At 67.6% G+C, this 15,109-nt stretch carries 16 protein-coding genes; 3 read left to right on the top strand and 13 right to left on the bottom strand.

Features of this window, described 5'->3' with window-relative positions; translation table 11 throughout:
* Nucleotides 1-220: 220 nt before the first annotated feature.
* Nucleotides 221-610, top strand: coding sequence for a VanZ family protein (locus ACS5PN_RS24600; protein WP_439466664.1), 390 nt, complete (start codon nt 221-223; stop codon nt 608-610).
* Here the strand turns inward: ACS5PN_RS24600 and ACS5PN_RS24595 are convergent.
* From ACS5PN_RS24595 to ACS5PN_RS24585, 3 genes are read right to left on the bottom strand one after another with little or no spacing between them, the layout of a single operon-like run.
* On the bottom strand, nt 582-1,892 hold the full coding sequence (locus ACS5PN_RS24595) for a TRAP transporter large permease (protein ID WP_439466663.1): 1,311 nt from the start codon (nt 1,890-1,892) through the stop codon (nt 582-584). The two genes, ACS5PN_RS24600 and ACS5PN_RS24595, sit on opposite strands and share 29 nt — an antisense overlap.
* Nucleotides 1,889-2,344 carry a TRAP transporter small permease gene (locus tag ACS5PN_RS24590; RefSeq protein WP_439466662.1) on the bottom strand — a complete coding sequence of 152 codons (456 nt, stop codon included), beginning with the start codon at nt 2,342-2,344 and terminating at the stop codon, nt 1,889-1,891. The genes ACS5PN_RS24595 and ACS5PN_RS24590 overlap by 4 nt, the downstream gene beginning before the upstream one ends.
* On the bottom strand, nt 2,341-3,360 hold the full coding sequence (locus ACS5PN_RS24585) for a TRAP transporter substrate-binding protein (protein ID WP_439466661.1): 1,020 nt from the start codon (nt 3,358-3,360) through the stop codon (nt 2,341-2,343). Before ACS5PN_RS24585 ends, ACS5PN_RS24590 begins: the two co-directional genes overlap by 4 nt.
* 143 nt (nt 3,361-3,503) lie before the next feature.
* Here ACS5PN_RS24585 and egtB point away from each other — a divergent pair, with 143 nt between their 5' ends.
* Nucleotides 3,504-4,646, top strand: coding sequence for an ergothioneine biosynthesis protein EgtB (gene egtB / locus ACS5PN_RS24580; RefSeq protein ID WP_439466660.1), 1,143 nt, complete (start codon nt 3,504-3,506; stop codon nt 4,644-4,646).
* The gene (egtD, locus tag ACS5PN_RS24575; protein ID WP_439466659.1) at nt 4,643-5,614 is read left to right on the top strand and encodes an L-histidine N(alpha)-methyltransferase; all 972 of its coding nucleotides are present in this window, start codon (nt 4,643-4,645) and stop codon (nt 5,612-5,614) included. Before egtB ends, egtD begins: the two co-directional genes overlap by 4 nt.
* Nucleotides 5,615-5,647: 33 nt before the next feature.
* Here egtD and ACS5PN_RS24570 read toward each other — a convergent pair whose 3' ends face one another.
* The 10 genes from ACS5PN_RS24570 to ACS5PN_RS24525 all read right to left on the bottom strand — a co-directional run bounded on the left by ACS5PN_RS24570 (nt 5,648) and on the right by ACS5PN_RS24525 (nt 15,034).
* Nucleotides 5,648-6,307, bottom strand: a complete 660-nt coding sequence (locus ACS5PN_RS24570; protein WP_439466658.1) for a hypothetical protein — start codon at nt 6,305-6,307, stop codon at nt 5,648-5,650.
* Between the two features lie 164 nt (nt 6,308-6,471).
* Entirely contained in the window at nt 6,472-7,077 is a 606-nt protein-coding gene (locus tag ACS5PN_RS24565; protein ID WP_439466657.1) for a GNAT family N-acetyltransferase, read from the bottom strand.
* A gap of 24 nt (nt 7,078-7,101) precedes the next feature.
* On the bottom strand, nt 7,102-7,497 hold the full coding sequence (locus ACS5PN_RS24560) for a DOPA 4,5-dioxygenase family protein (protein ID WP_439466656.1): 396 nt from the start codon (nt 7,495-7,497) through the stop codon (nt 7,102-7,104).
* Nucleotides 7,498-7,562: 65 nt separating this feature from the next.
* The gene (gene urtE / locus ACS5PN_RS24555) at nt 7,563-8,255 is read right to left on the bottom strand and encodes an urea ABC transporter ATP-binding subunit UrtE (RefSeq protein WP_439466925.1); all 693 of its coding nucleotides are present in this window, start codon (nt 8,253-8,255) and stop codon (nt 7,563-7,565) included.
* A gap of 1 nt (nt 8,256) precedes the next feature.
* A complete protein-coding gene (gene urtD, locus ACS5PN_RS24550) occupies nt 8,257-9,090 on the bottom strand; it encodes an urea ABC transporter ATP-binding protein UrtD (protein ID WP_439466655.1) in 834 nt (277 codons plus the stop codon).
* Nucleotides 9,087-10,133, bottom strand: coding sequence for an urea ABC transporter permease subunit UrtC (urtC, locus tag ACS5PN_RS24545; protein ID WP_439466654.1), 1,047 nt, complete (start codon nt 10,131-10,133; stop codon nt 9,087-9,089). Before urtC ends, urtD begins: the two co-directional genes overlap by 4 nt.
* Nucleotides 10,130-11,671 carry an urea ABC transporter permease subunit UrtB gene (urtB, locus tag ACS5PN_RS24540; RefSeq protein WP_439466653.1) on the bottom strand — a complete coding sequence of 514 codons (1,542 nt, stop codon included), beginning with the start codon at nt 11,669-11,671 and terminating at the stop codon, nt 10,130-10,132. Before urtB ends, urtC begins: the two co-directional genes overlap by 4 nt.
* A gap of 119 nt (nt 11,672-11,790) precedes the next feature.
* Nucleotides 11,791-13,041: an urea ABC transporter substrate-binding protein gene (urtA, locus tag ACS5PN_RS24535; RefSeq protein WP_439466652.1), complete on the bottom strand. Its 1,251-nt coding sequence runs from the start codon at nt 13,039-13,041 to the stop codon at nt 11,791-11,793.
* A 221-nt stretch (nt 13,042-13,262) separates the two neighbouring features.
* Nucleotides 13,263-14,015 (bottom strand): LytR/AlgR family response regulator transcription factor, encoded by a 753-nt coding sequence (locus tag ACS5PN_RS24530; RefSeq protein WP_439466651.1) that lies wholly within the window; start codon nt 14,013-14,015, stop codon nt 13,263-13,265.
* Complete coding sequence (locus ACS5PN_RS24525; protein ID WP_439466650.1) at nt 14,012-15,034, bottom strand: sensor histidine kinase; 1,023 nt, start codon at nt 15,032-15,034, stop codon at nt 14,012-14,014. The genes ACS5PN_RS24530 and ACS5PN_RS24525 overlap by 4 nt, the downstream gene beginning before the upstream one ends.
* Nucleotides 15,035-15,109 lie beyond the last annotated feature (75 nt).

Below are 15,109 nucleotides of genomic sequence, written 5' to 3'. Positions count from 1 at the left end.
CGTACCGTGGCCGGGACCGCGCTGCGACCAGTGGCCGCAACGCTTCGGCAGGCATACCGCGCCCACGGGGCGCGCTGTGTCCAGCCTCAGCCCCCGAGGGGACGGCGATGCTTGCGGCGTTGAACCGCAAGCACATCGCCAGAGCGGGCCGGCTAGGGAGCGGCCCGGCGCTCGGTCCGCAATTCAGATGCGGAACGTGCAGGCCACAATGCCGCCCGCCATGCCCCGCTTCATCCTCCATCTCTGCACCGCCCCCGAGCGCCGCATCCTGTGGCGCGCCCTGCTCGCCGTCCTGCTCATCGCCATCACCTGGCTGGCGCTGAGCCCGGCGCCACCCAAGGCCATCACGACCGGCTGGGACAAGTCCAACCACGCCCTCGCCTTCGCCTCGCTGGCCTTTGCCAGCGTCTGGGCTGTGTGGCAGCGGCCGCGGCAGTGGATCTGGCTGGTGGCGGCCCTGGTCGGCTACGGCATCGCCATCGAGATCGCGCAGAGCTTCCTGCCGCCGCGCGAGGCCGATTGGCACGACGTGGTCGCCGACAGCGTCGGCATCGCGCTGGGCCTGGCTGTCGCCTGGCCCATCACAGCCAGCGCAGCACGCCGACGCTAACGGCGGGCACGAACAGCAGCAGCAGCAGCCTCAGCACATCGCTGGCCAGGAAGGGCATGACGCCCTTGTAGGTCTCGTTCATGGGCACGTCGCGCGCCATGCCGTTGACGACATAGACATTGAGGCCCACCGGCGGCGCCAGCATGCCGATGCCCACTGTCATCAGCACCAGGATGCCGAACCAGATGGCCTTGGGCTCGGCCGCGAGGCCGAACAGGTCCAGGCCCATGATGGTGGGGAAGATGACGGGGATGGTCAGCAGCAGCATGGACAGCTCGTCCATCACGCAGCCCAGCACGATGTAGAAGGCCAGCACGCCGGCCACGATGGCCAGCGGCGGCACCGGCAGGCCGCCCACCCATTCGGCCAGATGCGTCGGCATCTGCGTCAGGGCCAACGCCGAATTCATCATGTCGGCGCCGAGGAAGATCATGAAGACCATGGCCGTCGTCTCGGCCGTGCCGAGCAGGGCGCGCTTCAGTCCTTCGCCGCGCAGCTCGCCCGACAGCATGCCGCTGGTCAGCGTCGCCAGCGCGCCGACCGATGCGCCCTCGGTTGGACTGAACAGGCCGCCATAGATGCCGCCGAAGACGACGACGAAGATGGCCAACAGCGGCCACACGCCCAGCAGCGCCCGCAGGCGTTCGCCCCAGCCGTGGCGCCGCCCCGGCACGGCCAGCTCGGGCCGCAGCCGGCAGGTGATGGCGATGACGGCGAGATAGCCGGCCGTCGCGATCAGCCCCGGGATGAAGGCCGCCGCAAACAGCTTGGCGATGTTCTGCTCGGTCAGGATGGCGTAGACGATCAGCGGCACCGAAGGCGGGATCAGGATGCCCAGCGTGCCCCCCGTGGCCAGCACCGCCGTGGACAGGCGCCCGTGATAGCCCGCCGCCTTCATCTCGCCATACGCCACCTGGGTGATGGTGGCGCAGGTGGCCACCGACGAGCCGCAGACCGAGCCGAAGGCCGCCGATGCCAGGATGGCCGCAAAGGCCAGACCGCTCCGCCAGTGGCCGACCCAGGCGGACGCGGCGCGGAACAGCGCCTTGGACAGGCCGCCCTGGGTCGCGAACTGCCCCATCAGCAGGAAGAGCGGGATGACGGACAGCTCGTAGACCGTCAGCCGCGCGACGGCCGAGCCCTTGATGAGGTTGAGCAGGGCCGCGTCATTGCTCATCCAGGCATAGCCGATGGCGCCCGGGATGAACATGGCCGCAGCGATGGGCACGCGCAGAGCCATCAGCGCCAGCATCAGGCCGAAGATGACAAGGCCGACGGTCATCGCCTGACCACCTGTGCCACGGCGATGACAGTCGTCAGCGCCAGGCCCGGCGTCAGGACGGCGTAGCCCCACCACATCGGCAGGCCCAGGATCATGGTCTGTTCACCCGCCTCGTCGACGGCCAGGGCGCCCACACCGGTGCGCCAGGCCAGCACGCCCAGCATGACGGCCAGTAGCAGCGCGCCGAAGCGGTCCAGGGCGCCGTTGACGCGCTCGGGTGCGGCCTGGGTGAAGAAGTCCACGATGATGTTGCCGCGCTTCAACTGGCACCAGGGCAAGCACAGCGCGATGGACAGCGCGATGCCGATCTGGCTGAGCTCGACGTCGCCCGGCAGCGGGTGGGCGAACAGATTGCGGCCAATGACGCTGTACAGCGTCAGCCCCGCCACCAGCAGCGCGCACAGCCCGCCCAGCAGCGCAAAGCCGGCCGCCAGCTTCTCAAGCCATTTCACTTCTTGTACTTGGCCAGCAGGGCTTGCGCCTCGGCCAGCATCTGCTTGCCAGGCAGGCCGCGCTTGTCCATGTCGGCGGTCCAGTCGTCGTACAGCGGGTGGCTGGCCTTGATCCAGTGGTCCACCTCGGACGGTGGCACCGTGTAGAAGACATTGCCGCGGTCCACGGCCGGCTTGCGCCCCGGCGCCTGGCTGGCGTCCCAGGTGCGGCCGGCGGCCTGCGACAGCGTGGCGCCGGAGTTCCTGTCGATGACGGCCTTGAGGTCGGCCGGCAGGCTGTCGTACCTGGCCGGGTTCATGGCGAGGATGAAGACCGCGGTGTACAAAGTCGGCCGGCTCGGGTCGGTCTCGGTGTGGAACTTGACCATCTCATGCAGCTTGACCGAGGGAATGACCTCCCAGGGCAGAGCAAATCCGTCGATGGTGCCCTTGCTGACGGCGTCGGCCACGGCCGGCAGCGGCATGCCGACGGGTGAGGCGCCCAGGCTGCTGAGCAGCTTGTTGGTCTGGCGCGTCGGCGCCCGCAGCTTCAGCCCTTTGAAGTCGGCCAGGGTCTTGATCTGGCGGTCGCGCGTGTGCAGATAGCCCTCGTCATGCGTGGCGAACATCAGCGGCCTGACCGCGGCGAACTCCTTGACGGCGTATTTGCCATAGAAGTCCCAGGCAGCGCGGGAAGCAGCCTCGGCCGAGTTGGTCATGAAAGGCAGCTCGAACACCTCCATGATGGGGAAGCGCCCGGCCGTGTAGCCCGGCAGCGTGAAGGCGACGTCGACGACGCCGTCCTTGACCTGGTCAATCAGCTGGGCCGGTGTGCCGCCCAGCTGCATCGCCGGAAAGACCTGGCACTTGAGGCGGTTGGCCGAGTCGGCTGCGATCCGGTCGCACCACGGCGCCAGAATTTGTGTCGGCGGCATGGCACCGGGCGGCCAGAAATGATGCACCTTGAGCATGATGGGCTCGGCGGCCTGCACCGCGGTGGCGGCCAGCAGGGTGGCGATGAAGGCGATTGCTTTCATGCCGGTCTCCTTGTTGTTGGGCCGGCATCCTAGGGGAAGTGCCAGTGCTGCCGCCCCCGCACCCACCCTAGGGGGAGGTGTCCTACACCCAAAGCCCCTGCACTGACATACCGTTGGCAGCAGTTTGCGATACGGTGACACCCATGTTGACCGAGCTGCTTCGCGCCACCCGTGCCCATTCCCTGGCGCTGGCCGCGCCCCTGTCGGACGAGGACGCCCAGCTGCAGTCCATGCCCGACGCCAGCCCTGCCAAATGGCATCTGGCCCACACCACCTGGTTCTTCGAGACCCTGGTGCTGACGCCCCATCTGCCCGACTACGGCGTCTTCGACGAACGCTGGTCGCGCCTTTTCAACTCCTACTACGAGAGCCTGGGCCCGCGCCATGCCCGGCCGCAGCGCGGCTTGCTGAGCCGGCCCAGCCTGGACGAGGTCAAAGCCTACCGCCGGCATGTCGACGCGGCCCTGGCCGACCTGCTGCCGCAGGCGGGCGAGGATGCGCGCCGCCTCATCGAGCTGGGTTGCCACCACGAGCAGCAGCATCAGGAACTGCTGCTGACCGACATCCTGCATGCCTTCTCCTGCAACCCGCTGCTGCCGGCCTACGACGCCAGCGCGCCCGCAAAGGCCGTGGTGCCGGAGCAGGCCTGGCTGAAGCATGCAGCGGGCATCGTCGACATCGGCCACGGCGGCGAAGTCTTTGCCTTCGACAACGAGGGGCCCAGGCATCAAGCCCTGGTGGCGCCCTTCGAGATCAGCAACCGCCTCGTCAGCTGCGGCGAATACGCCGACTTCATCGCCAGCGGCGGCTACCGCGAGCCGCTGCTGTGGTTGTCCGACGGCTGGGCCACCGTGCAAGCGCAAGGTTGGCAGCGGCCCGCCTACTGGCAGGAGGACGGCAGCGTCTTCGGCCTGAATGGCGTGCAGCCCCTGGACCCGAATGCACCGGTCCAGCAGCTCAGCTTCTACGAGGCCTGCGCCTTTGCCGAATGGGCCGGCGCCCGCCTGCCCACCGAATTCGAGTGGGAGGCGGCATGCGGATTGCCGGGCTTCGCGAATGCCGCCGATCAAGCCTGGCAGTGGACCCGCTCCAGCTATGCGCCCTACCCCGGGTTCAAGCCGGCAGCGGGCGCCGTCGGCGAATACAACGGCAAGTTCATGGTGGGGCAGCAGGTGCTGCGCGGCGGGAGCCTCGCGACGCCGCCGGGCCATGCCCGGCCGACTTACCGCAATTTCTTTCCGCCAGCGGCGCGCTGGCAGTTCAGTGGAGTGAGGCTCGCAAGATGAAACCAGGTATTGAATGGCGCCAGCCCCGCGCTTCGGCAGACAACGAACAATTCGCAGCCGACCTGCATGCGGCATTGAGCCGTGCGCCCAAGGCCATCTCGCCCAAATACTTTTACGACGAGGTCGGCTCCAAGCTCTTCGAGCAGATCTGCGAGCTGCCCGAGTACTACCCGACGCGCACCGAGCTGTCGCTGCTGCAGACGCATGCCGCCGACATGGTGGCGCAAATGGGCGGTCAGGTGCAGCTCGTCGAGTACGGTGCCGGCGCGCTGCGCAAGGTGCGCCTGCTGCTGGACGCCATCCCGCGTGACAGCGTCGAGTTCGTGCCGGTCGACATCTCGGGCCCGCATCTGCTGGCGGCCTGCGACGGCCTTGCCAACGACTACCCGGGCCTGGCCATCCAGCCCCTGGTGGCCGACTTCACACGGCCGCACACCCTGCCGCCCTGCCCTGACGGCAGCCGCCGCGTGGGCTTCTTCCCGGGCTCCAGCATCGGCAACTTCACACCCGCCGAAGCCGATGCCTTCCTGCGCCTGGCGGCCGGCGAACTGGCCGGCGGCGGCCTGCTGATCGGCATCGACCTGGTCAAGGACCAAGGCGTGCTGCACGCGGCCTACAACGACGCGGCCGGCGTCACGGCGGCCTTCAACATGAACCTGCTGGACCGCGCCCGCCAGGAGCTGGGCGCTGAGTACCCACCTGACGGCTTCGAGCACCTGGCGTTCTACAACCCAGCCTACCGGCGCATCGAGATGCATCTGCGCGCGACACGACCGTTGGAGCTGCGTCTGGGCGAAGAGGTCTACAACTTCCACGAAGGCGAGACGCTGCACACGGAGCATTCGCACAAATACACCGTGTCCGGCTTCCAGGCCCTGGCAGAGCGCGCGGGCTTCAAGCCGGGCAAGGTTTGGACGGACGAAAACGGGTGGTTTGCGGTGTTGTGGCTGGAGGCCGCGGCGGCCTAGCCGCGGCAGCTGGACGCTTCATTGGTGAAGTGCCTAGCGAGCGTAGGTTTCGTCATAGGGGTGGGCCGCTGCGGCGCCACCTTGCCAAGGGCTGAGGTCCCGCAGTTGAATCGGCGAAGCCTGGAACTGCAGCGCGACCTCTCGCGGCTTGCACGGGTGCCAGGGGTCGCGAATGCCGCGCGGCTCAAAGCTGCCATGGATTCCGACCTTGAACTCGGATCCAAGCGGCGTGACGTCGACGACGCCGCGGATGTATGCGGAACAGTCGTTGCGGGGCCAGGCCGAGCCCCCCGAAGACAACAACACAACGCCTTGCTCCGGAACGCGCAGTGATTGCTGGGCGGAGAGCGAAACCGGCCGCCGCAGCCATACCGTGAGCTTCTGATAGCCCTCATCGTCCGTGACCATGGCGCTGCCGCCGGTGAAGTGGCGATGGGCCAGCACCATGCCGTCTCCGGCCTTCAGCCTGTGAGCCGAGAAGCCGAACCCAGGATTCGCCCGGAAGGTATCGCCCGCCTGCAGCTCGATCTGGAGCTTGTCGAGATAACCAGCGTCTGCGAGTTCGGCATCGACAAGATAGAAGCTGCTGTTCCGATCCCGATTCGAGTACAGGCCCAGAGCAAACAAGCTGGCCGCGACCAGCGCCAGTGCAAGCAGGCCACAGAGGAGAAAGCGAAAGCGGCGCTGCACCATAAGCGCACTCTCAGGTGCCGGTCTTTTTCGTGCAGCCGAAGAAGATCAGCTTGAGCCCCCAGACGACGAGAGCGGCAGCTCCGAGTGTCAGCCATGCGGTTTCGGTCATTGTGTGCTCCCTGCGATCGACGGTTGGGCCGCTGGATATCGCGCCCGACCTGCCATCAAGTGTCGCTGCAGTGGCGCAGGAACAGGCACCACAGCGTCGCATCACCCAGGCCCCCCCGACCGGTCTCCTCGAAGCCGGCTCGTTGGTAGAAGCTCACATTCGAAGGGTTCGCCGTCTCCAGATAGACGCCCGCTGACCGTGAGTCCGCGGCCGATCGTTCGCAGAAGGCCTGGAGCAATTGCATCCCGATGCCGCGGCCCTGCAGGACCGGGTCCAGGCCCAGAACGCCGAGGTAGTAGTGCGGCTCGGCTGGCTTGCCCTTGTCGGCGATCTCGTCGTAGACGGCCATGCGCTCCCTGAGCCCGGGGATGGCGTTCTCGAAATGGTCCCAGTCGTCTGCGAAGGGCTTCGGCCACACCGGTCGCGCCGTGGTGTAACCCATTGCCGTGCCATGAACGCCTGCCGCGTCTCGCGCGACGAGCACCGGCATGCCCAGGGCGAGTCGCGCGCCCATCAGCAGCGAGAAGAACTGCGTCACGCGCTCCCGGTAGCCAGGCCCGGTCTGCAGCAGAAACCCGGTGATCGGGTCGTTCTCGAAAGCGGCCGCCAGTCGGGCCACAGCGGCTTCGATGTCGGACGGGGCTGCGGCGGTGATTTGCATGATGGTGGCCTCAACTCCTGACGCTCAGAAGTCGGCATTCCCGAATCTGGCAAACCCCTGGTTCTTGCCCGGCGGATCCATGCAGGAGAGATCGAGGGGCAAAGGCTCGCCGATCCAGATCGCCAGGGTCGTGTGGTCCGCCAGATCGTCGTCCGTCAATTCGTGAACCAGCGCTCCCAACCGGGTGGCCTTGATGAGCTCAAGGATGGTCGGCAGCGCCGTCCTGTAGAAGTGGACCTCGTACTGCGGTTTCGGATGGGGCCCCACCGGCCGTTCGATCATCTTCCCGACATGCAAGACGTCGGCCAGTTCGCCGCTGCCTTTCTTGCTTCTCAGTTCGGCATGAAGTTGCTCGGCGACAGCGCGATCCGAGGCGTCAAAGTAGATGTGAGCGTGAAAGGGGTCGTGTGCGTCGGCCATGCGGCGGCTCCGTCAAGTTCGCGCGAGGCGAAGAGGATACGACCACCCCTGGCATTGAGCCGACGTCAGATTGCCAGCCGCTCCCTCACGCCGTCCGCCGCCATGTCCTGCCCACGCCCGCGCATGACGATCTCGCCCCGCTGCATCAGCAGATATTGGTCGGCCAGCTCGGCGCAGAAATCGTAGTACTGCTCCACCAGCACCACCGACAAGCCCTTGTCGTGGGCCAGGTGCTTGATGACGCGGCCGATGTCCTGGATGACGTTGGGCTGGATGCCTTCGGTCGGCTCGTCCAGCAGCAGCACCTTCGGGCCAGGCGCCAGCGCCCGCGCGATGGCCAGCTGCTGCTGCTGGCCACCCGACAGGTCACCCCCGCGGCGCGAGCGCATCTTGGCGAGGACCGGAAAGAGCTCGAACAGCTCGGACGACAGCGGCGTGCCGGCCGGCTGGCTGGCCAGTCCCATCTGCAGGTTCTCGATGACCGACAGCCGCCCGAAGATCTCGCGGCCCTGGGGCACATAGCCCAGGCCGGCGCGCACGCGCTGGTGGGTGCGCAGCTTGTTGATGTTCTCGCCGGCCAGCGTGATGCTGCCGGACGTGATGGGCACGACGCCCATCAGGCTCTTCAGCAGCGTCGTCTTGCCGACGCCGTTGCGGCCCATGACGACGGTGATCTCGCCGGGCTTCAGATCGAAGCTGAGGCCACGCAGGATGTTGGAGCCGCCGTAATGCTGATGCAGGCTCTCGACGCGAAGAATCTCATCGGCCAAGGTACACCTCGATCACTTTCTCATCGGACTGCACCGCCGCCATCGTGCCCTCGGCCAGGGTCTGGCCTTCATGCAGCACCGTGACCGTGCGATGCGCACCCGCCAGCGTGGCGACAAAACTCATGTCGTGCTCGACGACGACCAGCGAGTGCTTGCCCTCCAGGCTCAGGAAGAGCTCGGCGGTGCGTTCGGTCTCTTCGTCGGTCATGCCGGCGACGGGCTCGTCGAGCAGCAGAAGCTTGGGGTCCTGGGCCAGCAGCATGCCGATCTCCAGCCACTGCTTCTGGCCATGACTCAGCAGGCCGGCGACGCGTTCGCGCTCGTCGGCCAGATGAACCGTGTTCAGCAACTCGTCGAGGCGGTCCCGTTGTTCACCGTCGAGCTTGGCGCGCATGGCGAAGCGCGCGCGGCGATCGCCGGCCAATGCCAGCTCCAGGTTCTCGGCCACCGTCAGTGCCTCGAAGACCGTCGGCTTCTGGAATTTGCGGCCGATACCGGCGCGGGCGATCTGCTGCTCGCTCATCAGGCGCAGGTTGAGGTTGCTGCCGAAGTAGATGCGCCCGCTGTCGGGCCGCGTCTTGCCGGTCAGGCAATCCATGGTCGTCGTCTTGCCGGCGCCGTTGGGGCCGATGACGCAGCGCAGTTCACCGACACCCACCGTGAAGGACAGGCCACCCAGGGCCTGGAAGCCGTCGAAGGCGACCCTGAGGTCTTCGACGTATAGCGCCACGCCCTGGTTGAAGATGGGTTCGCCGGCCGTGGCGATGCGGGTCAACGCGCGTGAGCGCGCCTCGGAACCGGCTTCGAGAAGTTCCGGTGTCATTTCTTGAACCTCCGTGCCAGGCCCATCAAGCCCTGCGGCAGGAACAGCGTCACCGCGATGAAGAGGCCGCCGAGGATGTAGAGCCAGCCCTCGGGCCACCAGGCCGTGAAGACGGACTTGGTGCCGTTGACGAAGAAGGCGCCCAGTACCGGACCGATCAGCGTGCCGCGGCCACCCACCGCCGCCCAGATGGCCATTTCGATGCTGGCCGCCGGGCTCATCTCGCCCGGGTTGATGATGCCAACCTGGGGCACGTAGAGGATGCCGGCAAGCGCGCACATCATGGCGGAGATGACGTAGGCGCTGAGCTTGAAGGCGACGGGGTCATAGCCGAGGAAGCGCACGCGGCCTTCGGCATCCCGGATGGCCTGCAGGATGCGGCCCCAGCGGCTGTTCGTCAGTCCCCTGGCGATCAGGTAGCAGGCGATCAACGCAACGCCGCTGGCGATGCACAGGCCGACCTTCATGCCCGGCGTGTTCAGCGGCATGCCCGCGATGCGCTTGAAGTCGGTGAAGCCGTTGTTGCCGCCGAAACCCGTCTCGTTGCGGAAGAAGAGCAGCATGGCCGCCACCGTCAGCGCCTGCGTGATGATGGAGAAGTAGACGCCCTGGATGCGCGAGCGGAAGGCGAACCAGCCGAACACCGCCGCCAGCAGGCCGGGCACGGCCAGCGCCAGGAAGATCTGCCCGACCAGCGAGTCGCTGAGCGCCCAGTGCCAGGGCAGTTCCTTCCAGTTCAGGAAGACCATGAAGTCCGGCAGGTCCGACTGGTACTGGCCCTCGCGGCCGATCTGGCGCATGAGGTACATGCCCATGCCGTAGCCGCCGAGCGCAAAGAACAGGCCGTGGCCCAGCGACAGGATGCCGCCAAAGCCCCAGATCAAATCCAGTGCCAGCGCGCAGATGGCAAAGCAGAGGAATTTGCCGAGCAGGCCGACATAGAACTCGCTGAGATGCAGCGCGTGGCCGGGCGGGAAGGCGAGATGCAGCAAGGGCACCAGCAGCACGACCAGGGCCACCGCGATGAGCAATGTCTTCTTCATTCGACCGACCTGCCCTTCAGCGCGAACAGGCCCTGGGGCTTCTTCTGGATGACGAGCACCAGCAGCATCAACAGCGCGATCTTGGCGAGCACCGCGCCCTGCCAGCCTTCCAGCAGCTTGGACAGCACGCCCAGGCCCAGGCCGGCATAGACGGTGCCAGCCAGCTGGCCGACGCCGCCCAGCACGACGACCATGAAGGCATCGACGATGTAGCTCTGGCCCAGGTCAGGCCCCACGTTGCCGATCTGGCTCAGCGCGCAGCCGGCCAGGCCGGCGATGCCGGAGCCCAGCGCGAAGGCCATCGTGTCGACCCTGGCCGTGTTCACGCCCACACAGGCGGCCATGCGGCGGTTCTGCGTGACGCCGCGCACCATCAGGCCCAGGCGCGTCTTGGCCAGCAGCATCGCCATGCCGCCCAGCACGAGGCCGGCGAAGGCGAGGATGGCCATGCGGTTGTAGGGCAGGGTCAGGTTGGGCAGCAGGGCCCAGCCGCCGGACAGCCAGGCGGGGTTTTCCACCGCCACGTTCTGCGCGCCGAACAGCGTGCGCACGGCTTGCATCAGCACCAGCGAAATGCCCCAGGTCGCCAGCAGCGTCTCCAGCGGCCGGCCGTAGAGCCAGCGGATGACCGTGCGCTCCATCGCCGCGCCCACCAGTGCGGCGGCGAGAAAGCTCGCCGGCAGCGCGATCCACAGGTAGTAGTCGAAGGCGCCGGGCGCCCAGGCCCTGAAACCCTGCTGTACGCAGTAGGTCGCATAGGCGCCCACCATCAGCAGCTCGCCATGGGCCATGTTGATGACGCCCATCAGGCCGTAGGTGATGGCCAGGCCCAGGGCCACCAGCAGCAGCACCGAACCGAGGCTGAGCCCGGAGAACAGCAACTGGGCACGCTCCCCCCAAGCCAGGCGCGAGCCGATGGCGTCGGTGGCCTGCTGCATCGCGGCCTTGGCGCCGGGGTCGGACTCGGCCGCCAGCTTTTCCAGCAGCAGGGCCCGCGTGGCGGGGTCGGCGCTGCCTGCCAGCTCGGTCGCCGCGGCACGGCGTTGGCCCGGGTCGGTGGACGACAGCTTGGCGCCCGCCACCAGCGAATTCAGTTGGGCACGCAAGCCCACGTCGCTCTCGGCTGCCAGCGCCTTCTCGAACAGCGCGAGCTTGGACGCATCGGCATCGTCGCGCAGCGTCGCCAGCGCCTTGGCGCGCGTGTCGCGGTCCTTGGACAGCAGGTCCAGCCCCGCCAGCGCCGCATCGATCTCGCGGCGCATGCGGTTGTTCAGCATGGGCTCCTCGGCATCCGCCGGTGCCGTTGCGCCTTCGGCAATGACCAGAGCCTGGCCGCCCTTCACACGCACACGGCCTTCCAGCAACGCACGCAGGAAGGGCCCGAGCGACACGTCGCCAGCGGCCAGCGCCTGCTGGATGGCCGCGACGCGGTCGTCGCCCTCACCCGCCGCGATGCGCGAGGCCAGCTCGGGCGGCAAGGCCCAGGCCGACAAGCCGCTCAGCAGGAGCAGGCATCCCAGAAGAAGTCGTTTGATCATGAAGAGCCAAGCGAACGAAAGCGTGATGCGCATCGCGCGCACCATCGAGGTGGCTGCCGTGGACCCAGCCCACGGCAGCGCGCCGTCCGGCCGCAGTTGTCGCTGCGGCACGGCCGGCTTTACTTCGCGGGCTCGTCCTTCTTGCCCTTGTTCTCGGGGATGAAGGGGCTCCACGGCTGAGCCTTGACCGGTCCCGGCGTCTTCCACACCACGTTGAACTGGCCGTCCGCCTTCACCTCGCCGATGAAGACCGACTTGTGCAGGTGGTGATTCTTCTCGTCCATCTTTGACGTGATGCCCGAGGGCGCCGTGAAGGTCTGGCCGGCCATGGCGGCGATGACCTTGTCGGTGTCGGTGCTCTTGGCCTTGGTCACCGCCTGCGCCCACATGTTGATGCCGATGTAGGTGGCTTCCATCGGGTCGTTGGTCAGCGGCTTGTCCTTGTGGCCGGCAATGCCCTTGGCCTTGGCGTAGTCGCTCCACTTCTTGATGAAGGCGTCGTTGGCCGGCGCCTTGATGGACATGAAGTAGTTCCAGGCGGCCAGGTGGCCTTGCAGCGGCTTGGTGTCCACGCCGCGCAGCTCTTCCTCACCCACCGAGAAGGCCACCACCGGCACGTCGGTCGCCTTCAGGCCCTGGTTGCCCAGTTCCTTGTAGAAGGGCACGTTGGAGTCGCCGTTGATCGTCGAGATGACGGCCGTCTTCTTGCCCTCGGCGGCGAACTTATTGATCTTGGCGATGATGCTTTGATAGTCCGCGTGGCCGAAGGGGGTGTAGTCCTCCATGATGTCGGCGTCGGGGATGCCCTTGCTCTTCAGGAAGGCGCGCAGGATCTTGTTGGTCGTGCGGGGGTAGACATAGTCGGTGCCCAGCAGCACGAAGCGCTTGGCGCCGCCGCCGTCCTTGCTCATCAGGTATTCGACGGCAGGAATGGCCTGCTGGTTGGGCGCGGCACCCGTGTAGAACACGTTCTTGCTCAGCTCCTCACCCTCGTACTGCACGGGGTAGAAGAGCAGCGAGTTGGTCTGCTCGAAGACCGGCAGCACCGACTTGCGGCTGACCGAGGTCCAGCAGCCGAACACGACGGCGACCTTGTCCTGCGAGATGAGCTGCTTGGCCTTCTCGGCGAACAGCGGCCAGTTGGAGGCCGGGTCCACCACCACCGGCTCCAGCTTCTTGCCGAGCAGGCCGCCCTTGGCATTGATCTCGTCGATGGCCATCAGCACCGTGTCCTTGAGCACGGTCTCGGAGATGGCCATGGTGCCCGACAGCGAATGCAGCACGCCGACCTTGATGGTGTCGGCGGCAAAGGCGGCGGGGGTGAGCAGGCTGGCACCAACGGCCAGCGCAAGAGCAGAACGGCGAAGCATCGGGGAATCCTCCGGGTTGGATTGAGGGATCGAGTAGCCGGGTGCACTGAGCGCAAGCCCCGTGCCAGCCCGTGCACTTCGTCACACCCGGCGATCGCCACAGCCGCCGCACGGTTACAGCCCATGACAGCCCTGTCATGGTGCGCGGCGCACCGATGGCGCGCCGCAGCATCCCGCCATCGCACGAAAACGGGCTGGCGGCGCCCCGCCCTGGGTCCTGCCTAACCCGCCAAGCCGCGCAAGGCCTGCGACCGGCTGCGGCTGACCATCAGGGCCTGGCCGTCCTTCAGCTCGGCGCTGAGCTGGCCGTTGGCCAGGCGGCGAAAGCGCGCCACCGCGTCCAGGTTGACGATGCAGCCCCGGTGGATGCGCACCCAGCGCTCGGCGTCCAGCCTGTCCTCCAGTCGCGCCAGGGCCAGGTGCAGCAGATGCTCGGCACCGCCGGCATGCACCGCCACATAGTCGCCCACCGCCTCGAAATGGCTGACCTCGCTGACCGCCACCGGCACGATGGCCGAGCCGCTGCGCACGAACAGGCGCGTCAGCGGCCCGCGGCCCAGCAGCTCGGCCAGGCGCTCCAGCGCCGGCGGCACGGGCTCGCCCAGGGCCGCGCGTACGCGCTCCAACGTCGCGTTCAGGCGCTCGGCGCCAAAGGGCTTGAGCAGATAGTCCAGGGCGCCCAGCTCGAAGGCCGTGATCGCATGCTCGGCATGGGCCGTCGTGAAGATGACCAGGGGCGGCGTGCCAGCCTCGGCCAGGCGGCGCAACACCTCGGTGCCGAGCAGGCCCGGCATCTGGATGTCCAGGAAGACCAGCTCGGGCTTGAGGCGCTGGATCTCGGCCAGGGCCGCCGGGCCGTCGGCCGCCTCGCCGATGCAGTGCAACCAGGGCAAGCCGCGCAGCAGATGGCGCAGGCCGGCACGGGCGACGGGCTCGTCGTCGGCAATCAGCGCGGTGACGGCGGCCGTGCTCATTCGTCTTCGGGCGACTTCAGGGGCAGGCGCAGTTCGGCACTCAGGCCGCGGCCCGGCTGGGTCTGCACGGCCAGCGACGCGCTGCCGCCGTAGAGCCAACCCAGGCGCTCGCGAAGGCGGCGCAGGCCGGTGCCGCCTGCCTCCAGCGCGGCCGGCTCGGCACCCATGCCATCGTCCTCGACGGTGACGATCAGCTTCTCGCCTTCGACCTTCGCGCGGACACGCAAGGTCGTCGCCTCCACACGCGGCGCGGCGCCGTGGCGTACGGCGTTCTCCACCAGGCTCTGCAGGGCAAAGCTCGGCACGGAAGCATCCAGCGCGGCCGGCTCGAACTCAGCATCGATACGCAGCCGCTCACCAAAGCGGATGGCTTCGATGTCCAGATAGAGCTGCACGATCTTCCACTCCTCGCGCAGCGTGACCTGCTCGCGCGGGTTGTCAAAGCTGGCCCTGAGCAGCGCCGCCAGCTGCTCGGCCGCCCGCGTGGCGCGCTCGGGGTCGAGCGGGATCAGCTGCACCACCGTGTGCAGGGCATTGAACAAAAAATGGGGATGCAGCTGGGCGCGCAGCGCCGCGAGCTGGCTGCGCGCCTGCAGGGCCTCCAGCTCGGCATTGCGGGCCGCGGCGCGCTGGGCGTAGGCAACGCCGGCGATCATCACGTAGAACCAGACGCCGGTGACCAGATAGGCCGGCAGGCCCGGCCCGACCACGATGACGGTGCGTCCCACCCTCAAGCTCTCGACGACGCTGTTGGCCGCCACCCAGGCGACGGCATACAGCGCTGCGCCGACCGCATGCTTGGCGATGAAGGCAAGCCGCATCGGATGCGGCCAGGGCAGGCGGGCGGTGACCCGGTGCACCACCAGGCCAAGCACCGCCGCCGTCGCCATCAGCCGCAGCGAGTAATGCAGGGCCTCGTGGATGCCGGCGCCATGCACCGTCATCATCAGCACCGCAAACAGCGCGGCCACCGGCAGCCAGCCGATCAGCCATTGCACCCAGATCCAGGCTCGACCCATTGAATTCCTTCGAGTCAACTTGTCATTCCACACCTGCCGCGCAGCGGCACGCGAACCTGCGGGCCGAGCGCCGGG

Origin of the sequence: Roseateles sp. NT4, assembly GCF_051857475.1 — a bacterium.
Classification (GTDB): Bacteria; Pseudomonadota; Gammaproteobacteria; order Burkholderiales; family Burkholderiaceae_C; genus Pelomonas.
The sequence above is the reverse complement of the archived record's forward strand: the minus strand, read 5'-3'. Positions and strand labels throughout refer to the sequence as shown.